The organism is Streptomyces sp. NPDC088400, assembly GCF_044753355.1.
Taxonomy (GTDB): Bacteria; Actinomycetota; Actinomycetes; order Streptomycetales; family Streptomycetaceae; genus Streptomyces.
Genome location: NZ_JBIVMZ010000008.1, coordinates 165,387 through 186,114 on the forward strand (window position 1 = coordinate 165,387; position 20,728 = coordinate 186,114).

At 70.3% G+C, this 20,728-nt stretch carries 14 protein-coding genes and 1 pseudogene; 6 read left to right on the forward strand and 9 right to left on the reverse strand.

Translation table 11 applies throughout. The features are described from left to right. Window positions 1–12: 12 nt before the first annotated feature. Together ACIQD6_RS21330 and ACIQD6_RS21335 are read right to left on the reverse strand one after the other, a co-directional pair. Window positions 13–1,014, reverse strand: a complete 1,002-nt coding sequence (locus ACIQD6_RS21330) for a WD40 repeat domain-containing protein (protein WP_401884639.1) — start codon at window positions 1,012–1,014, stop codon at window positions 13–15. Window positions 1,015–1,207: 193 nt separating this feature from the next. After that, window positions 1,208–2,968 carry a lysyl oxidase family protein gene (locus ACIQD6_RS21335; protein WP_401884640.1) on the reverse strand — a complete coding sequence of 587 codons (1,761 nt, stop codon included), beginning with the start codon at window positions 2,966–2,968 and terminating at the stop codon, window positions 1,208–1,210. Window positions 2,969–3,331: 363 nt separating this feature from the next. Here ACIQD6_RS21335 and pip point away from each other — a divergent pair, with 363 nt between their 5' ends. Both pip and ACIQD6_RS21345 read left to right on the forward strand, forming a co-directional pair. Beyond that, a complete protein-coding gene (gene pip / locus ACIQD6_RS21340) occupies window positions 3,332–4,366 on the forward strand; it encodes a prolyl aminopeptidase (protein ID WP_401884641.1) in 1,035 nt (344 codons plus the stop codon). 201 nt (window positions 4,367–4,567) lie between these two features. Further along, window positions 4,568–5,554, forward strand: a complete 987-nt coding sequence (locus tag ACIQD6_RS21345; protein WP_401884643.1) for an aldo/keto reductase — start codon at window positions 4,568–4,570, stop codon at window positions 5,552–5,554. A 155-nt stretch (window positions 5,555–5,709) separates the two neighbouring features. Here the strand turns inward: ACIQD6_RS21345 and ACIQD6_RS21350 are convergent, their stop codons facing one another. Continuing rightward, window positions 5,710–6,366, reverse strand: a complete 657-nt coding sequence (locus tag ACIQD6_RS21350; protein ID WP_401884644.1) for a 2'-5' RNA ligase family protein — start codon at window positions 6,364–6,366, stop codon at window positions 5,710–5,712. 103 nt (window positions 6,367–6,469) lie between these two features. Here ACIQD6_RS21350 and ACIQD6_RS21355 point away from each other — a divergent pair. After that, window positions 6,470–7,077, forward strand: a pseudogene (locus tag ACIQD6_RS21355) (Uma2 family endonuclease). 76 nt (window positions 7,078–7,153) lie between these two features. Here ACIQD6_RS21355 and ACIQD6_RS21360 read toward each other — a convergent pair. The 3 genes from ACIQD6_RS21360 to ACIQD6_RS21370 all read right to left on the reverse strand — a co-directional run bounded on the left by ACIQD6_RS21360 (window position 7,154) and on the right by ACIQD6_RS21370 (window position 10,776). Further along, window positions 7,154–8,674 carry an MFS transporter gene (locus ACIQD6_RS21360; protein WP_401884645.1) on the reverse strand — a complete coding sequence of 507 codons (1,521 nt, stop codon included), beginning with the start codon at window positions 8,672–8,674 and terminating at the stop codon, window positions 7,154–7,156. A 29-nt stretch (window positions 8,675–8,703) separates the two neighbouring features. After that, window positions 8,704–9,156: a MarR family winged helix-turn-helix transcriptional regulator gene (locus ACIQD6_RS21365; protein ID WP_401884647.1), complete on the reverse strand. Its 453-nt coding sequence runs from the start codon at window positions 9,154–9,156 to the stop codon at window positions 8,704–8,706. Between the two features lie 165 nt (window positions 9,157–9,321). Further along, complete coding sequence (locus ACIQD6_RS21370; RefSeq protein ID WP_401884648.1) at window positions 9,322–10,776, reverse strand: NCS2 family permease; 1,455 nt, start codon at window positions 10,774–10,776, stop codon at window positions 9,322–9,324. A 276-nt stretch (window positions 10,777–11,052) separates the two neighbouring features. On the opposite strand from ACIQD6_RS21370, the gene ACIQD6_RS21375 reads away from it, so the two are divergent. Beyond that, window positions 11,053–11,364 (forward strand): DUF2530 domain-containing protein, encoded by a 312-nt coding sequence (locus tag ACIQD6_RS21375; protein ID WP_401884649.1) that lies wholly within the window; start codon window positions 11,053–11,055, stop codon window positions 11,362–11,364. A gap of 63 nt (window positions 11,365–11,427) precedes the next feature. After that, window positions 11,428–14,073 carry an HAD-IC family P-type ATPase gene (locus ACIQD6_RS21380; protein WP_401884651.1) on the forward strand — a complete coding sequence of 882 codons (2,646 nt, stop codon included), beginning with the start codon at window positions 11,428–11,430 and terminating at the stop codon, window positions 14,071–14,073. A 26-nt stretch (window positions 14,074–14,099) separates the two neighbouring features. On the opposite strand, the gene ACIQD6_RS21385 is transcribed toward ACIQD6_RS21380, so the two are convergent. Next, on the reverse strand, window positions 14,100–14,972 hold the full coding sequence (locus tag ACIQD6_RS21385; protein WP_401884652.1) for a DUF5707 domain-containing protein: 873 nt from the start codon (window positions 14,970–14,972) through the stop codon (window positions 14,100–14,102). A 235-nt stretch (window positions 14,973–15,207) separates the two neighbouring features. Further along, the gene (locus ACIQD6_RS21390) at window positions 15,208–18,321 is read right to left on the reverse strand and encodes a sacsin N-terminal ATP-binding-like domain-containing protein (protein ID WP_401884653.1); all 3,114 of its coding nucleotides are present in this window, start codon (window positions 18,319–18,321) and stop codon (window positions 15,208–15,210) included. Between the two features lie 578 nt (window positions 18,322–18,899). Here ACIQD6_RS21390 and ACIQD6_RS21395 point away from each other — a divergent pair. Continuing rightward, entirely contained in the window at window positions 18,900–19,595 is a 696-nt protein-coding gene (locus tag ACIQD6_RS21395) for a hypothetical protein (RefSeq protein ID WP_401884654.1), read from the forward strand. 93 nt (window positions 19,596–19,688) lie between these two features. Here the strand turns inward: ACIQD6_RS21395 and ACIQD6_RS21400 are convergent, their stop codons facing one another. Beyond that, window positions 19,689–20,639, reverse strand: coding sequence for an SDR family NAD(P)-dependent oxidoreductase (locus tag ACIQD6_RS21400; protein ID WP_401884655.1), 951 nt, complete (start codon window positions 20,637–20,639; stop codon window positions 19,689–19,691). Window positions 20,640–20,728: the final 89 nt, after the last annotated feature.

Consider the following 20,728-nt stretch of genomic DNA (forward strand, 5'->3'; position numbering starts at 1 on the left):
CGTGCGGGGCCGTCAGCCTTTCCGGCGCAGCTTCCTGAAGCCGAGGAACAGCACCGCCAGGCCCGCGAGAACGATCGCGCCGAGCGTGGCGTTGCCCTGCCCCTCGCCGCCGCCCGAGCCGTTTCCGCTGCTCCCGCCGATCAGGGAGCTGCCGTTGCCCGAAGGGGAGTCACCGCCGGAGTCCTTGTCCAGGTCCACCCGCTCCACCCCGCTCTGCTCGCCCTCGGAGCCGAACATCAACGCGCTGCCGTCCGCCGTGTACGTCACCGACTCGGCCTGTCCCTGGATGGGCGCCCGTACCCGGTGGTCCACGCCCAGCCGGCCGTTCTTCCAGGCATAGCCGCGAGCGCTGAAGTACGAGCGCAGCACCAGCTCCTTACCGTCCGGCGAGAACGCCCCGTCCGTCACCCACGGCACCCCGCCGATCCGCCGGAAGGTATTCGACCCGGACGAGGTCAGCTCCGCCGGACCCTCGTACAGCCCGCCGCCGTCCTCGTTCTTCGAGGCGATGTAGACCCGCCCGGTCTTCGGATGCACCATCATCGCCTCGGCGTCGCGCGGCCCGTCGGCGTACCGCACGGTGAACTGTGTCGCGCGCACCGTCGCGTCCTTGAGCCGCTCGGGCTCGGGGAAGCGGTAGATCCACACATGGTCCCAGCTGCCGTTGAGGTTGTCGCCGATGTCGCCGACGTACACATTCCCGTCGGAACCCACGGAAATGGCCTCCACGTCCCGGGGGTCGCCGACGCCCTTCATGGTGATCGTCGCGACCGTCTCGCCGGTCCTGGAGTCCACGGCGTAGATGTACGGTCCGTCGTCGCTGTCGTTGTGTGTCCAGTAGACGCCGGGGTGGCTGCGGCTCGCGGCCAGTCCGCTGGACTCCGTGATCCGCGAGTCCTTGATCGTGAAGCTCTGGTCGGACGCCCCGTCGTCGGCCACGGCGGCGGGCGCGCCCATCAGCACGGCGACGACGGCGGCGAGAGCGGGACCAGGGTGGCGCGGAAGCGAACGCATGCCGACAGCCTGCCACCCCGCCCGCCCCCACCGACCACCCGTCCGGAAACGAGCGCGGTCACGAGTGCGGTCACGAGTGCGGTCACAGGCATGGCCGTGGGTCCGGACACCTGACAGCGACGCTGTTGGCAGGCGCCCGGACCCACGACCGAAGTCGCCCTGCCCCAATGAGATCAGGGGGCGTCGAGCTGGATCAGGGAGCATCGATGAGGTCGTGCGGCGGCGCGGTCACCTTACGGGCGTTGGGCTCCCCGCTCAGGATCACCTTGCGCAGCGCGACGTTGTTGCTCAGATCCGTCTCGTGCAGCCGGTGCTCGGGGTTGGCGATCACCTGGATGTAGTAGGTGCCGTTCGGGAGGTCGGTGACGTCGAACGACTGGCCCGGACGGTACTGCGTGTACGTGTCGCCGGAGCCGACGTCGAGCACCTCACGCACGGAGATCGAGCTCTGCACACCGCAGGCGGTCGACAAGTCGGTGTTGTTCGGGTGCCAGTTGGCGTTCTTCACCGTGTAGTCGACGGCGTCGGTGTTGGCCAGGCAGAAGGCCTCCTTGCCGCTGCGCACGATCTCGGCCTGGTCCGCGCTCAGCAGCCGGTAGCTGGCGAAGTCGGTGAAGTGCCAGTGCTCGTGGCCCTTGCGCGCGTCCCACTCCATGGTGCCCGAGGGGGCGTATCCGACCTGCTTGCCGTCGGCGTCGTAGAAGTACTGGTACGCGTCCATCAGGTCCTTGCCGGGGCTGCGGAACCCGTCCACGACCAGTGGCGCGGGGCCCGCGTTCCAGACGTTGGCGCTGAAGACCATGTAGTCCTTGCCCGGGACGTCCCCGTCCTCGCCGTCCGAGATGCCGATGTCGTACGCCGGCAGGGAGCGGAGGTCGGGCTTGGGCACGTCGGGCACGCTCGCGCGGCCCGTCGGGCGCTTGGAGTTGGGCTTCAGCGCGGGCGCGATCCGCGAACCGTCGGTGTGACCGGCCCCGTCACCGAGGTGCCGCACCTTCTTGCCACCGGCCAGGAACGCGTGCGGCAGCGCGGGCGGAGTGGGGGCGTCCGCCCCACGGCCCTCGTGGTTCATGTGGCCGCCGGCCGCCATGGCCTGCGGGGGTGTGGCAGCGCCGTGACCCGACATACCGGCGTGACCCGACGTACCCGACGTACCCGACGTACCCGAGTGGCCGGAGTGGCCGGACGGCGCGGACTTGGCCCGGGCCGAGCCGGAACCGGAGGCCGCCGCCCCGGCGCCCCCCTCTTCCCCCGTGATCTCCCGTACGGTCACCTTGAGCGTCTTCGGCTCGTCAGGCATGCCGAACAGTTCGCGGTACTTCTCCGTCACGGAGATCGTGGCGGTGTACTCGCCGGCCGGCAGATCGACCGGCTCGCCGGACCAGGCCTGGCTCGTGTTGCTCGCCCAGCCGTTCTCGACGCCCCACACCGATCCGAGGGTGAAGGGGTTCGTGGGGCAGCTCTCGGGATACTTCGAGGTCGCCGGGGCGTCATGACGGATCCGGCCGGACGCGTTGTTCGGGCAGAACGTCTGCTTGGTGCTCAGCACCTCGGCGCCCGACGCGTCGTCGAACGTCACCTGCAGGAAGTCCGGCAGCCCGGAGAAGTCCTTGACCAGCCCCTCGGGGAGGGTCCTGGTCCGGGTCTCCGTCCCGTCCCGGATGACCTGCTCGGCGACGACCGGCTCCTTGTACGACGCGCGCTTCACGCGGAACTCAAGGGGCCCGCCGTCGGAGGAGACGTACGTACCGAGGTCCAGGTAGACGCCCGGTTCGCCTTCCCAGCGGTCGAGCGTGACCGAGTTGGAGGCGGCGATCAGGTTGAGCTCGGGGGCGGACGGCTCCGTCGCCGTGGCGACGGGCGCGGCTCCGGCCACGCCGGCGACCACGGAGAGCGTGGCGGCGGTGGCGACCGCCGAACGCCGTATTCGGCTGTGGTGATGAGATCTGTTCATCGAATCCTCGTCTGCGAGTGCTGCGAGTGCTGCGAGTGCCTCGCGGGCACAGGGACATCGGGAGGGACAGGCAACTCATGGCCGGTCAACTCCCCTGCGTCCCGACGGGGTTCGACCGCCCTGTGAGTCACCTGTGAGATCCGGGGCTCGCCACTTCGGGTTGTCTGCCACCCGCGAAGTCCCGGATCGTTGGCCGAAAACATGCCTTTTGATCGCCGATCAGGCCATCGTCGTGCAGCCCTCTCCCGCGAATCCCTCGGGTGCGCTAGAGCCCCGCCCGCCCCTCGCCTGAAAACAAATGTAACAGCGCTGTCGTATCTATAGGCTCGGCACCGAACCCACACCACGCACCAGGGAGCCGCCATGCCCCAAAACCAAGCCCAAGCCGAAACCCAAGCCCAAGCCCAAGCCCAAACTCAACCCCCCGGCCCTCTGTACCCGTCCATCGAGCCGTACGACCACGGCATGCTCGACGTCGGCGACGGCAACCTCATCCACTGGGAGGTCTGCGGCAATCCCCAGGGCAAGCCCGCGCTCGTCGTCCACGGCGGTCCGGGCTCCGGCTGCGGCCCGCGCACCCGGCGGTTCTTCGACCCCGAGCGCTACCGCGTCGTCCTCTTCGACCAGCGCAACTGCGGACGCAGCACCCCGCACGCGAGCGACCCCACCACCGACCTGCGCCACAACACCACCAGCCATCTCATCGCGGACATGGAGCGGTTGCGCACCCGTCTCGGGATCGAACGCTGGCTCCTGTACGGCGGTTCCTGGGGCTCGACGCTCATCCTCGCGTACGCCGAGACCCATCCGGAGCGTGTCTCGGAGATCGTCATCGCGGGGGTCACGACGACCCGGCGCACGGAGACCGACTGGCTGTACCGGGGCTCCGGGCAGCTCTTCCCCGAGGAATGGGAGCGCTTCCGCGCGGGCGTCCCGGCGAGCGAACCCGACGTCGATCCGAACGACCCCTGCGCCCTCCCGGCCGCCTACTCCCGCCTCATGGAGAGCCCCGACCCCGCCGTACGGGAGCGGGCCACGGCCGACTGGTGCGCCTGGGAGGACGCCGTACTGTCCATGGAACCGAACGGCTCCCCGCACCCGTTCGGCGAGCGCCCGCCCGCCGACCAGCAGGCCGTGGTCCGGATCTGCGCGCACTACTTCTCGCACGGCGCCTGGCTCGAAGAGGGCGCCCTGCTGCGCGACGCGGGCCGGCTGACCGGGATCCCGGGCGTACTGATCCACGGCCGGTTCGACCTGTCCACCCCCCTCGGCACGGCGTGGGAGCTGGCGCGCGCCTGGCCGGACGCGCGGCTGGTCGTGATCGAGGACGCGGGGCACAAGGGCAGCGACACCCAACAGCGCGAAGTGCGCGCCGCGCTCGACGCGTTCGGCGGCTGATGCCCATGACCGGCCGATGCCCATGACTGGCTGATGCCCATGACCGGCTGATGCTCATGACCGGCTGAGGACGGTGGCCGTCGGCGGACGCACCCGACGGCCACGAGCAGCGCCCGGATCACGCCAACGACACGGACCACACGGGCCACACGGGCCACACACGGTTGCCTGGAGTGCGCTCCAACGCGTTGGCTAGGAAGCATGGAGTACACGCAGCTCGGACGCACTGGACTCAAGGTAAGCCGACTCGTTCTCGGGACGATGAACTTCGGACCGCTCACCAACGAAGCCGACAGCCACACCATCATGGACGCCGCGCTCGACGCCGGCGTCAACTTCTTCGACACGGCCAACGTCTACGGCTGGGGCGAGAACAAGGGCCGTACGGAGGAGATCCTCGGCACCTGGTTCGCCAAGGGCGGCGACCGCCGCGACAAGGTCGTGCTCGCCACCAAGGTCTACGGGAACATGGCCCCGGAGGGCGATGCCTGGCCCAACCACGACAAGCTCTCCGCCCTCAACATCCGCCGCGCGGTCGACGCCAGCCTCAAGCGGCTCCAGACCGACCACATCGACCTCTACCAGTTCCACCACATCGACCGCACCACCCCGGTCGAGGAGATCTGGCAGGCCGTCGACACCCTGATCCGGCAGGGCAAGATCCTCTACGCGGGCTCGTCCAACTTCGCCGGCTGGAAGATCGCCCAGACCAACGAGACCGCCCGCCGCCTCGGCTCGTACGGCCTGGTCAGCGAGCAGTGCCTGTACAACCTGGTCGAGCGTCGCGCCGAGATGGAGGTCATCCCGGCCGCGCAGGAGTACGGCCTCGGTGTCATCCCGTGGTCGCCGCTGGGCGGAGGCCTGCTGGGCGGCGCGATCCGCAAGGAACGCGAGGGCACCGGAGCCGGCACCCGGACCACCTCCAGGCTCGCCGATTCGCCCCTGCGCGCGCAGATCGAGTCGTACGAGAACCTGCTCGACAAGCACGGCATCGACCCCGGCGAGGCGGCACTGGCCTGGCTGCTCAGCCGCCCCGGGGTGACGGGTCCGATCGTCGGCCCGCGCACGCTCGAACAGCTGGAGTCCGCCCTGCGGGCGGTCGAGGTGGAGCTCTCGGCGGAGGTCCTGTCCTCGCTGGACGAGATCTTCCCGGGTCCGGGCCCCTCGCCGGAGGCCTTCGCCTGGTAGCCCGTACTCGGCTCGTCCAGGGCCGGGTACGTACGATCCGTGGCGGCCGTGGCCGGTGTCTAACCGAACGCGGCCGCCACGGCGATGGTCGCGAACATCAGCACAAGCACGAAGGCCATGATCCGGTTACGGGTTTTGGGGTCCACGGGTCGAGGTTAACGGCCGCGTGCGGCGGAGCCGTCGCCCGGGTCAGTTGTACGGGCCCGGCCCAGCGGGCAGCGGAGGACCGTCTCGTACCGCGGCTGCTCCCCCGGCACCCCGCTCACCGGCAGAACGCTGCGCACGAGCGCCAGCTCGGCCACGACCCACGGCGCACCCTCGAAGCCGCTCAGCTCGTCGGCGTACGCCCGCAGGCCGGCGTCCGCGCCTCGGTTGCGCGCGAGTGTGAGATGAGGCCGGTAGTGGGGGTGCTCCTCCTCCATCGGCACCCCGGCCCGGCGCGCGGCGGCATCGGCCCGTGCGGCGAGGAGCCGCAGCCCGTCGACCCCGGCATCGCCTTCGCCCGCGCCTGGGACAGGACCGAGGGCCCCGTCGGCGGCCCCGGCCCACAGCGCGCGCTCGCCGAAGTGCCCGCCGCCCCGGATCCGCAGGGAGAACGGCTCGGTACGGTGCGCGGCCCGCCCGAGCCGCTCGGCCAGCTCCGGTATCAGGCCTTCCTCGACCTCCCCCATGAAGGCGATCGTGAAGTGCCAGCCGGTCCGCTCGGTCCATCGCAGCTCGTCGGCACCGGGCAGTTCACGGAGTCGCCCGACGGCCCGGGCCAGTTCCTGAACGGCTTCAACGGGCGGCAGCACGGCGGCGAACAGTCTCATGCGCCAAGTCTCCCAGCCGTACGGCGCGTGCCCCCGTCACCGTGTTTCTCGTTGTACCGCGCGGCTGTCTCTCATCCCCACGGCGGTGGAGGGAAGCGCCACGATGGCCGTCATTGAGACCGACAGGATCGCCATGGCCGACGAGAGCGACGAGAGCGACGAGAGCGACGAGCTGACTCTGGACAAGATGTTCGAGGCGCTGGAAAAGATGCCCGTCCCCGGGGGAATCAAGGTCGAGATCGTCGGGGAAACATCTTCATGTCGCCGCAACGGGACACCCATTGGGAGATCACCCTGGCGGTCGTCGAGCAGCTTCGGGCCCGGTATCCGCGCAGGCGGGTCATGTCGGATGTCCGCATCGACTTTCCTGGCCATCTCAACGGCTTCGCCTGCGACGTGGTGGCCCTGTCGGAAGCAGCGGCCAAGGACCCGAGGGGCCACTGCGACTACAAGGACGTCGAGTTCGTCACCGAAGTGATCTCAAGGAGCACTTCGGGCAACGATTACGGTCCCAAGAAGACCGCCTACGCCACAGCCGGCGTCCCCGTCTACCTCATCGCCGACCCCTGCACCGGCAGGTGCCACGTCTGCACGGAGCCGAAGGAAGGCGAGTACACCGTCGAGCTGACCACTCCCTTCGGCGCGGAAATCGACCTCACCGCCACGGCCGTGGGCCTGACTCTGCACACGGACGAGTTCCCCCGCGGCTGACCCCGCCCCGCGCACACCTGTGGCCTTGACCCGCACTCACCGGTCAAGGCCACACACATGGGCGCTCAGCCGCGCCCTACGCGGCCGTCGCCAGTTGTTCCTTCTTCGGTACGAACTCCATGAGCGGGCGTCCCTTACGCAGGTCGATCTTGAGGCGCACCCCGATCACCCGGGTCAGGACCAGCCCGATCGCCGCCGCCGCGAGGAGGGAGACCACTCCGCCCGTGGCGAAGCCGATGCGGGCGCCGTAGGTGTCGGTGACCCAGCCGAGGAGCGGGCCGCCGATGGGCGTACCGCCGACGAAGACCATCATGTACAGGCTCATCACGCGGCCCCGCATCTCCGGGTCCGAGGCCATCTGGACGCTCGTGTTGGCGCTGACGTTGGTCGTCAGGCCGAGCATGCCGATCGGCAGGAGCAACAGGGAGAAGAGCCAGACGGTCGGCGAGAAGGAGACCACGATCTCCAGCAGGCCGAAGGCCATCGCCGCGAGGACGAGCAGCCGCAGCCGGCTGGAGCGGCGGCGGGCGGCGAGCAGAGCGCCCACGAGGGAACCGGCCGCCATCAGGATGTTGAAGAAGGCGTACATGCCTGCGCCGCCGTCGTAGACGTCATTGGCGAAGGCCGTCAGCCAGATCGGGAAGTTGAAGCCGAAGGTGCCGATGAAGCCGACGAGGACGATCGGCCAGATCAGTTCGGGCTTGCCACGCACATAGCGCAGCCCCTCCCTCAGCTGGCCCTTTCCGCGCGGTATTCGTACGGACGCGTGCAGCTCGTGCGCGCGCATCAGCGTCAGGCCGATGAGCGGTGCGATGAACGACAGGCCGTTCAGCATGAAGGCCCAGCCACTGCCGACCGTGGTGATGAGTACACCGGCGATGGCGGGGCCGAGGAGCCGGGCGGACTGGAAGTTGGCGGAGTTGAGGCTGACGGCGTTGCGCAGCTGGTCCGGGCCGACCATTTCGGAGACGAAGGACTGGCGGGTCGGGTTGTCGACCACGGTCACCACGCCGAGCAGGAAGGCGATCAGGTAGACGTGCCAGACCTGGACGTTGCCCGAGAGGGTCAGGACCGCGAGGGAGATCCCGCACAGGCCGAGCGCGCCCTGGGTGAAGATCAGAAGCCGGCGCTTCGGGTAGCGGTCGGCGATGACACCGCCGTAGAGGCCGAAGAGCAGCATCGGCAGGAACTGGAGCGCCGTCGTGATGCCGACGGCCGCCGAGGAGCCGGTGAGGCTGAGGACCAGCCAGTCCTGGGTGACGCGGGACATCCACGTACCTATGTTGGAGACGACGGCACCCGTCGCGAACAAGCGGTAGTTGCGGATCTTCAGCGACGAGAAGGTCCCGCCGCCGGTCTTGCCTGCCTTGCCGGTCCTGCCACTGGTCTTGGTGTCCGGCTCGGTGCCGGACGGGCTGTCGGCCTTGCTGCCGGACGGGCTGTCGGCCTTGCTGTCCGCCGTACAGCCTTGGGCCGTCTCGTCTCGGGCTCGGGCCGTATCGTCTTGGCCTTGGGCCGTATCGTCTTGGCCTTGGGTCGTGCTGTCGTGGGTGGAATTCGGTGCGGGGGCGGAGTCTGCTCCGGATCCCGTACTCAAAGTGGGTTCGCCTCCTTGGAGCGCGCGGGTTACAGGTGGGCGAGCTTCTCCAGGACGGGAGCGGCAGCGCGCAGCTTCGCCCATTCGTCCTCGTCCAGGCCTTCAGCGAGGGACGCCAGCCAGACATTGCGCTTACGGCGGCTCTCTTCGAGCATCGCCTCGGCCTCTTCGGTCTGGCTGACCACCTTCTGCCGACGGTCGTCGGGGTGCGGCTCGAGCCTGACAAGACCCTTCGCTTCGAGCAGCGCCACGATGCGGGTCATCGACGGCGGCTGGACATGCTCCTTGCGGGCCAGTTCACCTGGGGTGGCGGAACCACAGCGGGCGAGGGTGCCCAGGACCGACATTTCGGTGGGGCTCAGCGACTCATCCACACGTTGGTGCTTCAGGCGCCGGCCCAGCCGCATGACGGCGGAGCGAAGAGCGTTCACGGCGGAGTCGTTCTCATTCTCGAACTCGTCACCGTGGGACAGGTCAGGCATGTTTGTTAGCGTAACTCATTACCCATGCTAAATACCACCGGGAGGCCCTCCCGGTGGCGGATCACCTGTACGAGTGAGGCCGCTCCGCACGGTGACGAAGAGGAAGAGGGCGGCGGGCCGTGGGGCGCGTGACGAGCCCACCGCCTCACCAATTGCCGGTGGGTCTTACGTCAGCCCCAGCGCCGGCATCGCGTAGTAGAAGACGAAGACCGCCGACACGACGTACATCGCCACCGGCACCTCACGGCCCCGCCCGGTCGCCAGGCGCAGCACGCTGAAGGCGATGAAACCGATGCCGATGCCGTTGGTGATCGAGTACGTGAACGGCATCATCACCATCGCCAGGAAGGCCGGGACGGCGATCGTGAAGTCGTTCCAGTCGATGTCCCGTACCGAACCGGCCAGGATCAGGAAGCCGACCGCCAGCAGCGCGGGCGTCGCGGCCTGGGACGGGACCATCGTCGCCAGCGGGGTGAGGAAGAGCGCCACCGTGAAGAGCGCGCCGGTCACGACGGACGCGAGCCCCGTCCTGGCGCCCTCGCCGACTCCGGCCGTGGACTCCACGAAGCAGGTGTTCGCCGAGGCCGAGCCCGCGCCACCGGCCGCCACCGCGATGCCGTCGACGAAGAGGACCTTGTTGATCCCGGGGAGGTTGCCGTCCTTGTCCATCAGCTTGGCCTCGTCACCGACGCCGAGGATCGTGCCCATCGCGTCGAAGAAGCAGGACAGCAGCACGGTGAAGACGAAGAGGGCCCCGGTGAGGATGCCGACCTTCTCGAAGCCGCCGAAGGGGCTGACATTGAAGATCAGCCCGAAGTCCGGGGAGGCGACCGGGTTGCCCGGCCACTTCGGGGCCGTCAGGCCCCAGCTCGGCACCTTCGCGACCGCGTCGATGACCATCGCCACGACCGTCATCGTGACGATGGAGATCAGGATCGCGCCCCGCACCTTGCGGATGATCAGCACGAGCGTGAGCAGCGCGCCGATGGCGAAGACCAGCACCGGGAAGCCGTGCAGATGACCGTCGGAACCGAGCTGGAGCGGCACCGTGGTGTGCGCCTCGTTCGGGATACGGGAGACGAACCCCGAGTCGACCAGGCCGATCAGCATGATGAAGAGGCCGATACCGATGGCGATGCCCTTGCGCAGCCCGAGCGGCACGGCGCTCATCACGCGCTCCCGCAGCCCCGTCGCCACCAGCAGCATCACGATGATGCCCGCGAGGAGCACCATGCCCATCGCGTCCGGCCAGCTCATCCTGGGGGCCAGCTGGAGGGCGACGACGGTGTTGACGCCGAGACCGGCCGCCAGGGCGATCGGCACATTGCCGATGACGCCCATCAGCAGCGTGGAGAAGGCGGCGGTCAGGACGGTCGCGGTGACCAGTTGGCCGTTGTCGAGCTGGTGGCCGTACATGTCCGTCGCGCTGCCGAGAATGATCGGGTTCAGCACGATGATGTAGGCCATCGCGAAGAAGGTGGCGAAGCCGCCACGTATCTCACGGCCGACCGTGGAGCCGCGCTCCGAGATCTTGAAGAAGCGGTCCAGCCCGCCGGACGGCTGCCCGGGGGTGGGCGGCTGGGCGTCGGAACCGACGGGCGCGGTGGCCGGGGAAGGCATGCGGAACCTCAGTCGTCGAACGAGAGTGAGAGAACGTGCAGCGTGCGGCGTGCAGGGGCTGTGAAAGGACTACGGCAGTACATGGTCAGATTCAGATGTCCAACCGATGCACATTGGGTTTCCGTACGAACAAAACGAATCGGCCAGAAACCGTTTCAGTATGAACAGATCGAACGAAGATCGCTATCTTCGCGCGTAGACCCATGTGCCGGCTGGCCTGTCGACACCCGGCAGGCGGCCCGCATCGGCCCGCACCGGCCCACCTAGACTGACTCCATGACCGGTTCTTGGATGGGAACTCCCCACCGTGAGGCACCCGAGCCCCTGGAGGGGCCGGTCGTCGGCACCGTCCTGGGCGGCACGATCATCTGGTTCGTCCTCTTCCTCCTGCAACTGCCGTTCTACGGCTGGTACAGCGATCACGGGTACGCATGGTGGATCTGGACCTGTCTGGCCGGTTCCGGGCTCGGGCTCATCGGCCTCTGGTACGTACGGGGGCGGGACGCGGCGATCAAGCGCGCGGCCGCCGCAGCCAGGGCAGGAACAGAGGCAGAGACAGAGGAAACGGAAGGCGGCCCTTCCGTCTGACCGGGCCCCGCTCCCGCGCCGCTCGGCGGGTGAACCCGCCCCACCGGCCGTACCGTCGAAACCATGACGCAGCGGGCGAAGATCGACAGCGACGGCCCCGAGCCGCACGACCGTGGATCTCATGGCCCCGCCCCCCGCGTCAGCCCGGCACCGCACACCAGCCCCGCCCCGCACAGCGGCCCCGCCATCGACGCGGGCTCCGAGCTGGACCCCGTACACCCCATGAAGCCCCCGGCGTCCGCCCGCCGTCAGACCGGCCTGACCTCCGCCGAGGTGGCGGAGCGCGTCGCCCGTGGCGAGGTCAACGACGTTCCCGTACGCAGCAGCCGCTCCACCCGCGAGATCGCCCGCGCCAATGTCTTCACCCGGTTCAACGCGATCATCGGCGTGCTCTGGGTGGTCATGTTCTTCGTCGCGCCGATCCAGGACACCCTCTTCGGCTTCATCATCATCGTCAACACCGGTATCGGGATCGTCCAGGAACTGCGCGCCAAGCGGACCCTCGACAGCCTCGCGGTGATCGGCGAGGCGAAGCCGGTCGTACGGCGTGACGGTGTCGCCGCCGCGATCTCCACACCCGGGATCGTCCTCGGTGACCTGATCGAGCTGGGCCCCGGCGACAAGATCGTCGTCGACGGCGAGACGGTCGAGGCCGAAAGCCTCGAAGTGGACGAGTCGCTGCTCACCGGCGAGGCCGAACCGGTCCCCAAGCGCCCCGGTGACCCCGTGATGTCGGGGAGCTTCGTGGTCGTGGGCGGCGGCGCGTTCCGGGCCACCAGGGTCGGGCGGAACGCCTACGCCGCCCAGCTCGCCGAGGAGGCGTCCCGCTTCACCCTGGTCGACTCCGAGCTGCGCAACGGCATCAGCACGATCCTCAAGTACGTGACCTGGATGATGATCCCGACCGCGATCGGCCTGATCCTGAGCCAACTGGTCGTCAAACAGGCCGACTTCAAGAACTCGATCGCGCGCACCGTCGGCGGCATCGTCCCGATGATCCCCGAAGGCCTGGTCCTGCTGACCTCCGTGGCCTTCGCGATCGGCGTCATCCGGCTCGGCCGCCGGCAGTGCCTGGTCCAGGAACTGCCCGCCATCGAAGGGCTCGCGCGCGTCGATGTCGTCTGTCTCGACAAGACGGGCACCCTCACCGAGGGCGGCATGAGCGTCCGGGAGCTGCGACCGCTCGACGGCGCGGACGAGTCGTACGTACGGAGCGTCCTCGGCGCGATCGGAGCCTCCGACCCGCGTCCCAACGCCAGCCTCCAGGCGATCATCGACGCCTACGGCGAGGGCCGCCCGCCCTGGCCCGTCACGGCGGCGCTGCCCTTCTCCTCCGTACGGAAGTACAGCGGCGCGGCCTTCCGGGAGAGCGAGAGCAGGCCTGCGCCTCCCTCGCCCTCGGAGGGCGCGCACCCCACCGGCTGGCTGCTCGGGGCGCCCGATGTCCTGCTGCCGGACGGCGATCCGGTGCTCAAGGAGATCGACCACCTGAACGCGGAGGGTCTGCGCGTCCTGCTGCTCGCCCGTACGGCCGGTGAGCTGGACGCCCCCGACGCTGCGGCCGGCGCGCGGCCGACCGCGCTCGTCGTCCTGGAGCAGCGGCTGCGTCCCGAAGCGTCCGACACCCTCGCGTACTTCGCCGACCAGGGCGTCGCCGCCAAGGTCGTCTCCGGCGACAACGCCGTCTCGGTCGGCGCGGTGGCCGGCAAGCTCGGCCTCCCGGACGCGGAGCACACGGTCGACGCCCGGCGCCTGCCCGCCGAACCGGAGGAGATGGCCGAGGTCATCGAGTCCCACGGGGTCTTCGGCCGGGTCACCCCGCGCCAGAAGCGCGACATGGTCGGCGCGTTGCGCTCACGCGGGCACACGGTCGCGATGACCGGGGACGGCGTGAACGACGTACTGGCGCTGAAGGACGCGGACATCGGCGTCTCGATGGGCTCGGGCTCCGAGGCGACCCGGGCCGTCGCCCAGATCGTGCTGCTGAACAACAGCTTCGCGACGCTGCCGTCGGTGGTGGCGGAGGGCCGCCGGGTCATCGGCAACATCACGCGGGTGGCGACCCTCTTCCTGACGAAGACGGTCTACTCGGTGCTGCTGGCGATCCTGGTGGCCTGCTTCCAGGTGGAGTATCCCTTCCTGCCGCGCCACTTGACGCTGCTGTCCACGCTGACGATCGGCATCCCGGCGTTCTTCCTGGCGCTGGCCCCCAACAAGGAGCGCGCCCAGCCGCACTTCGTGCGCCGGGTGATGCGGTACGCGATCCCCTCGGGCGTCATCGCGGGGATCGCCACCTTCGCCACGTACCTGCTGGCCCGGAGCCACTACACCGGGGCGAACTCCCTGAACGCGGAGACGAGCGCGGCCACGCTCACCCTGTTCCTGGTCTCCATGTGGGTCCTGGCGATCGTCGCCCGCCCGTACACCTGGTGGCGGGTCTGCCTGGTGATGTCGATGGGGGCGGCGTTCCTGGTGGTGCTCGGGGTGCCCACGCTCCAGCACTTCTTCGCGCTGCGGCTGGTGGGTACGACGATGCCCTGGACGGCGGTGGCGATCGCGGTGGTGGCATCGGTGACGCTGGAGTTCTGCTGGCGGTGGGTGGGACGGCGGGTCCCGGCGTCCGGCGCGTACACCGGATCCGGCGGCGCGTCCGGCGCATCCGGCGGCGGGAACGCGAAAGGGCCCGGCCGGCTGCCGGGCCCTTCCTGAGCGAGAGCCGCGAAAGCGGCCCCCGACTACTTCACATCGACGAAGTCGCCGGTGGCGTTGACCGCCGGGGTCGTGGCCGTACCGGCGAAGCTCCAGCGCCAGTAACCGTCCTGCGCCGCCTTGACGGTGGTCTTCAGGGCGCCGGTGTTGGTGCCCTTCACCGTCTTGACGGTGGTGTAGGTGTTGCTGTTCTTCTTACGGAACTGAAGCTTCACGGGCTGGCTCGCGTAGCCCGCGTACTTGTTGGTGTCCCAGTTGGCACGGTCCAGCTTGCCGGTGACCGTGATGGTCTTGCCCTTCTTCACGGGCTCCGGGGCGGCGTTGACCGTCAGCCGCGAGAGGCGCTGGAACTTGACCGTGGCGGCACTCTGCTTCTCGACGACCTCCACGTCCTTGCTCAGCGCGGCGGAGTAGACCTTCCAGGTCTTGGCGTCCGTGTTCCACAGGAGCAGCGGGTCGATGACGAAGGTGAGCGTGCAGGTCGAGGTGGTGGCGCTCGCGGCCTTGCACGTGGCCGCTTCCTCCTCCGGGACGAACCCGTAGGAGTTTTCGTCGTTGATGTCCGACCCGCCGGTCCAGATGAGCGCGAAGGCGTCCTCGATGCCCGAGTCGTCGGACGCCGTGATGGAGACCGACACCTTCTTGGCGACGGTCGTGCCGACCACGATGGGCTTGCCGCCGTTCACGACGGTCTTGCTGATCACGGGCGCGGCCTGCGCCGCCCGCGCCGAGCGGTTGTCCGCCTTCGGAGCGCCGGAGGCGCCCTGCGCCCACGAAGCTGTGGGGAGCTTCAGCGCGGGCCGGTCGTCATGTGTCTGAGCCGCCTGGGACGCCGGTACGGCGAGGGCGGTCAGGGCCAGGGCGCCGGAGACAGCGGCAACAGTGGCACGAATACGCATGTATTCCCCAAGTGGAAAAGGGGTCTCGCGGTGCGGTCGTCCACCACGGCGGGACCCGTCTGGTCTGTGAGCCTCATGACTCGACAGACCAGACTCGGGCCGCATGTGAATGGTTGTACGCAAAGATGAAGTATCTGCGAAGATCACCCATTCCGACCGTCGAACTCGCCTGAAAAGGCGGCCGGTCGAGCCGAAGGCCGGGCCGACGGTCGGCCCGACCCACCCGTACCGACGATCAGTCGAACCAGCGGTTACGCGCCAGCTCCCGCGTCCGCGACGGATCCTCCAGCAGCGCCGCCACCTCGAACCGCCGGGGCCACTGCCCCGCCGCCCAGGCGAGCCCCGCCGCCACGCCCTCCAGCGTCGCCGCGTGCAGCACACCGTCCGGCGTACGGCGCCAGTCCAGTTCGACGCCGCCCACGAGCAGTTCGTCGTGCTCGACGTACGTCTCGGGGGTGCCCGCGCCCAGCAGGACATGGACCGAGTCCGGGACCGTGTGCTCCTCGCCCTCCGTGGTCACCTCCGCGACGACGCTCTCGCTCAGCCGCCGCACCTGAAGCAGCTCCGCCAGCTCGGCCACCCGCGTCGGCGACACCGGCAGCAGCGCCAACTCCCCAGCCAGCGGCAGCAGATCGGGGGCGTCCGCGATCACCGCGTCCGCCGCGTCGACCACCTGCGGCTCGCCGTCCACGACCGCGCGCAGCTCGTACGGCAGGGTCACCTGCTCCGGATCGAGGTCGGCGAGCGCCGTGTAGAGCGCGTGCAGCTGCTGCGGGCTCACCTCACGCGACGGATCGGCGAGCCGGCCGAGCAGTTCGGCCGCCCCGCCCGGCTCGTCGAGCAGCGCGGCGACCGACGTCCGTACGCCCAGTGCCCGCAGCACCTGCGCGTCGTCGAAGCCCGTCGCGTCCACGGAGTCGTACAGCCCAGCCAGCAGCGGGTCCCCGCCCTCCGCCCGCAGTCCGGCCGGGCGCCGCCCGTCGAGTACGGGATGGTCGCGCAGCCACCACGCGGTGTACGAACGCACCGTCTCCGTCGTGCCGTCCGGCAGCAGGATCCGTACGGGCTGGGTCAGCGCGTCCCGCAACGGCGGCCGCGCCAGCAACGCCAGCGCCTGCGGCCACGCGTCGTCGTCCACCAGATCCAGGTCCCGTACGGCCACGATCTCCGTGGCGACCGGCGGCACCGGCGTCTCGGGCAGCCGGTCGAGCACGTCCTCGCACCAGACGTCGACCGCGTCCAGCAGCCCGGCGTCGTCGGGCTCGGCGAAGTCCCCGTCGCGGGGCTCCAGTTCGTCCGGGTCCAGGACGATGTCCGTGGCCCGTACGAGCGCGAAGTTCGCCAGCACCCCGCACGCGGCGAGCGGCTGTTCGCCCCAACGCTCGGCCAGCTCGGCGTCGCAGAAGGCGAGTTCACCGTCGCGCAGGACGGAGGCGAACGGACTGCCGGGCAGCACGAGTTCACCGGCCGGGGCCATCTCACCGTCCTCGTCGGTCAGCGCGAGCGCGCCCAGCCACGGCTCGTCCCCCGCCTCAAGACCGGCGTCCCGTACGAGCCCGAGCACGGTCTCGGCCAGTTCCTCGGCGTCGGGCGCGTCAGCATCCTCGTCCCACACTTCCCCCACATCGAGCGAGGCCGCGACCGCCGCCCGTACCTGAGGGGTCGTCAGTACGGCGCGCGGTGTGGCGGGCAGCGCGCCCAGTTTCTCCAGCAGCGGGTGGGCGGCCTCGGGATGCGCGACCTTCAGCCCCAGCCGGGCGAGGTCCGTGGCCCCCTCGGAGTCGGGCAGCGGCAGCAGGACCTGGCGCGGCCCGATGGTCGTACGCCCGTCGGCCAGCGGCACCGGCAGCCCGGACAGCCGGTCGGGATCGACGCCCGCGAGCGACTCGTACAGCCGCCGCCACCAGGCGGGCGGCCGCTCCGCGCCCGCGATCCGCTCGATGGCCTCACCGAGCGGCAGCCGCCCGACACCGAGCGTACGCAGCTCGGCCCGCCGCTCGAACCCGGCGGGCAGCAGCGTCGGCAGCACCTCCGCCAGCACGCGTACGGTGTCGGCTCCCGCGCCCTCCACGACCTCCGCCTCGAAGGGCCGCAGCGCGGTCAACTCCTCGCTCGGCCCGGCCGGGGCGAGGAACGCGACCCGGGGCAGCCGCTCCAGGATCGCCGCCCGCAGCCGGCCGTCCAGCTCGCCCTTGCCCAGCGGGCCCGGCACGAGGTCGATGGTGCCGGTCGTCACGGGCTCCCAGCCGCCGAGCAGTTCGGCGTACGCCTCGGCGGCCTGCCCGACCAGGAAATCGGTCAGCGGTCCGGGCGCGGGATGGCGCCGGGTGGTGTCCAGCGGCAGCGAGGCGATCAGCAACGCGGGCACGCCGAGGGGCTCGTCGGTGGGCGTCGGCGCGTGCACGACCGGCGCGGTACGGGGCCGGGCCGGGGCGCCCTCGCCGTCCACGGGCACGGCCCACGTGACGGACCAGTGCGGCCGCAGCCGCTCCTCGACGGGGCGCCCTTCGAGCAGGGCGGGATCGGTCGCCCCGTGCCGGCTGACGACACGCCAACGGTGGGTGGCGCCGCTCGCGCTGTCGGCGACATCGACGTACGGGCCGTCCTGCGACCGGCGCAGAACCCGCTCCCCGTCGGGGGTCTCGATCGCGACCTCGGCGAGCCCGGTGAGCGTCAGCAGCAGGGCGTCGTCGACCCCGGCGAGCAGCCGCTCGACCAGATCGGCCGCCGTACCGTCGCGCAACGGCAGGATGACGACGGTGTCGTACCCCTCGGGCGCGGTGCCCTCAGCGGGCAACGGCAGCCTCAGCAGCGGTACGTGCCCTTCGCGGCGCCGCAGTTCGTTCCCGAGTCCGGGACTCACCTGGGCGACCTGCCCGGTCAGCTCCCGGGCCTCGGCGAGCGACCAGCGGACTCCGCCGTGCCGCCCGACGAGCGCGGGCTCGTCACTGACGGCGAGTACGGCGGCGAACCCGACACCGAACCGCCCGACAGCACTCTCGTGCCCCTCCCGCTTGGCGGAGGCACGCAGCGTACTGAGCGACTCGACACCGGCCGCGTCGAGGGGGGCGCCGGTGTTGGCGGCCACCAGTACGGCGGGGCTGTCGGCCGTACCCGGCCGCAGGGTCAGCCTGAGCCGCCCCGGCACCCCGGCGCGGGCGGCGGCGTCGGCGGCGTTCTGGGCGAGCTCGACCACGAGCCGGTCGCGATAACCGCCGAGCGCGAGGTCTTCCTCGGCGTTGGCGTCCTCCCGGAACCGCGCGGGACTGGCCCCCCACGCATCGAGCACCCCACGCCGCAGCCGCGCCGTTCCGAACGGGTCGGCCCCCTCGGTCGTCCTGACGCTCACGCTGTGACTCCGCTCTTTCGCTACCGCTTTGTGTGTGCGGCCGAAGGTACCGTGCGGTGCGCGGTCCGGCGGGGGTGGGGACGGGGCGGGGCGCCGTCCGGCGGGGGTGCGGGGTCGCCGTCCGGCGGGGGTGGGGACGGGGCGGGGCGCCGTCCGGCGGGGGTGCGGGGTCGCCGTCCGGCGGGGGCGGGGTGCGGGTACGGCCCGGTGGTGGGTGCGGGTGCCGGGGCCTCCGGAGGCGCATGTCCGGACTGCATGATTTACGCCGCGTGCGAGTTTCGTCGTCGGGTGCGGGCCGGTGTGCGGCACAAATCACGCTCTACGTCCGGACACGTCACCTCCTGCGACCCCGACCCCCTCCCGCCGGTGGGCACCTGCGGCCACGCGGCGCCACACGCCGAGCGCGGTACGGAACGGAGGCGGTCCCCGGGTGGTGCGTCGAATCCAACGCCAAACCTTGGAACCGAAGTTGCTGAGACAGAACCCGGACATTCACAGGATCATTTGATGATCGACCCGGCCCTAGTGTCATCGGTGTCAGCAGGAAACACCGCAACCGACAGCCGCTGGAGTTCAAGATGCGTTCGCGTCTCGCCGCCCGTTCCGCCCGCCTCGTCCTGGCCGCCGCAGCCGTGACGGCCCTCGCCGCCACCACCACCGCCTGCGGCCCCGAAGAGAACGGCGCCGCAGCCACCGCGACCTCCTCCACCACCGAATCCACCGACACCGCCGGCAGCTCCACCACGGACGGCTCCGACTCCAGCACCAACGACTCGGGCTCCGGCTCCGGCAACTCGAAGAGCTCCGGCTCCAGCGGTTCCTCCGGCACGGCTGCCGGCACCGACGACGCCAAGAAGGACGGCTACGGGCAGTCCTGCGGCACCAACGACCTGGACTTCACGGTCACCTCGAAGTCCCAGGCCGGCGGCTACTACCTCGTCACCGCCAAGGCCAAGTCCGGCATCACCTGCTACCTGGACGAGAACACCCCCAGCGTCTCCTTCGGGTCCGGCGCCGACGGCGTCGCCTCCCCCGTCGGGCAGGGTGGCGAAGACCCCATCAAGCTGACCGGCTCCACCGCCGCCTACGCCGGCATCAGCCCCAAGACCACCAACACCGATTTCGGCAAGGAGTTCGAGAACGTCATCATCGCCGTGAGCGAAGAGGACCCCAACCCCGCCGAGCTCAAGCTCCCCGACACCGCCACCGTCGACAAGCCCATCACCACCGGCTGGGCCGCCAACCCCGCCAACTCCGTGCCGGTCATCGTCTGACCGTCTCGCAGGAGCAGAAGGGGCAGAACCCGGTCGGCCGGGCCGAACACGGCAGTTGGCCACCGAACGGCTGCCCCGGGCGTGGCTCCGCGCCTACTGAAAGCCGAGGTACGGATCGGTGCCGACCAGCTCACCGCCGGCGTCCCACAGGCGAGCGGCGACGGCCTGGTCGGCCATGTGCGGAGGGACGGGCTCACGCCGTGGTCTGCCACGCAGCCCGAAGGCCTTCGGCCCCCACAGCTGCCCTCCCCGCACCTCCGGGTCGAGAACGGCACGGACGACGGGCCAAGCTCCGGCGTCCTTGCCCTGTACCAAGAGCCCGGCGGGCAGGGCCCGCAGCCGCTCGGCGGGGGTTGTCCTGTGTACCGGCGGGCGGGACGGGGTGAGGGAGTCCAGTGCGCCGCCGGGGTGGGCCACCACACTGAGCACCGTGCTGCCGACGGCACGCAGGCGGCGATCGAGTTCGAAGCCGAAGGACATCTGCGCCAGCTTCGACCGGCCGTAGGTGCGCTTGGGCAGGTAGTCCCGGGCCGACTGCAGATCGTCCAGGTCCAGTCGCTCGGACCGCGCCGCGAAGCTTCCCACCGTCACGATGCGGCCCGCCGACGCCGCGGACAGCAGGGGGGCCAGCCACTGGGTGAGCGCGAAGTGGCCGAGGTGGTTGGTGCCGAACATCAGCTCATGGCCGTCCTCGGTCTTCCGACGCGGCGGGTCGTCGAGCGCGACTCCCGCGTTGTAGACCACCGCGTCGAGTCGATCGAGGTCCAGCCTGTCCACGGCGGACTTCAGGGACGACAGGTCGGCAAGGTCCATGTGAAGGTGCCGCACACGCGCACCAGGAACGTGCGAGCGGATCGAGACCATGGCGGCATCGGCCTTCGCGGCGTCCCGGCTGCCGAGAACGACGACGGCGCCGGTGGCGGCGAGCTGCTCCGCGGCGAAGTAGCCGATCCCGGCGTTCCCCCCGGTCACCAGGAAGATCCTGCCGTCGGCGGACGGCAGTCGGTGAACGTCCCACGGTCGGCTCTGGGATGCGGAAGACACGATGACAGGCTCCTTGCGCTCTGGGCCCCATGCTCATGGGGAACACCCAACCCGCCCAAGATCGCAACCTCCACCGACAGACCGCCGAC

What these genes read in the sequence shown, in the direction of transcription:
- pip (WP_401884641.1), top strand. Translation starts at nt 3,332, where the DNA reads ATGCCCCAAAACCAAGCCCAAGCCGAAACCCAAGCCCAAGCCCAAGCC.
- ACIQD6_RS21350 (WP_401884644.1), bottom strand. Translation starts at nt 6,366, where the DNA reads ATGAGACTGTTCGCCGCCGTGCTGCCGCCCGTTGAAGCCGTTCAGGAA.
- ACIQD6_RS21345 (WP_401884643.1), top strand. Translation starts at nt 4,568, where the DNA reads ATGGAGTACACGCAGCTCGGACGCACTGGACTCAAGGTAAGCCGACTC.
- ACIQD6_RS21330 (WP_401884639.1), bottom strand. Translation starts at nt 1,014, where the DNA reads ATGCGTTCGCTTCCGCGCCACCCTGGTCCCGCTCTCGCCGCCGTCGTC.
- ACIQD6_RS21365 (WP_401884647.1), bottom strand. Translation starts at nt 9,156, where the DNA reads ATGCCTGACCTGTCCCACGGTGACGAGTTCGAGAATGAGAACGACTCC.
- ACIQD6_RS21395 (WP_401884654.1), top strand. Translation starts at nt 18,900, where the DNA reads ATGCGTTCGCGTCTCGCCGCCCGTTCCGCCCGCCTCGTCCTGGCCGCC.
- ACIQD6_RS21380 (WP_401884651.1), top strand. Translation starts at nt 11,428, where the DNA reads ATGACGCAGCGGGCGAAGATCGACAGCGACGGCCCCGAGCCGCACGAC.
- ACIQD6_RS21375 (WP_401884649.1), top strand. Translation starts at nt 11,053, where the DNA reads ATGACCGGTTCTTGGATGGGAACTCCCCACCGTGAGGCACCCGAGCCC.
- ACIQD6_RS21385 (WP_401884652.1), bottom strand. Translation starts at nt 14,972, where the DNA reads ATGCGTATTCGTGCCACTGTTGCCGCTGTCTCCGGCGCCCTGGCCCTG.
- ACIQD6_RS21370 (WP_401884648.1), bottom strand. Translation starts at nt 10,776, where the DNA reads ATGCCTTCCCCGGCCACCGCGCCCGTCGGTTCCGACGCCCAGCCGCCC.
- ACIQD6_RS21335 (WP_401884640.1), bottom strand. Translation starts at nt 2,968, where the DNA reads ATGAACAGATCTCATCACCACAGCCGAATACGGCGTTCGGCGGTCGCC.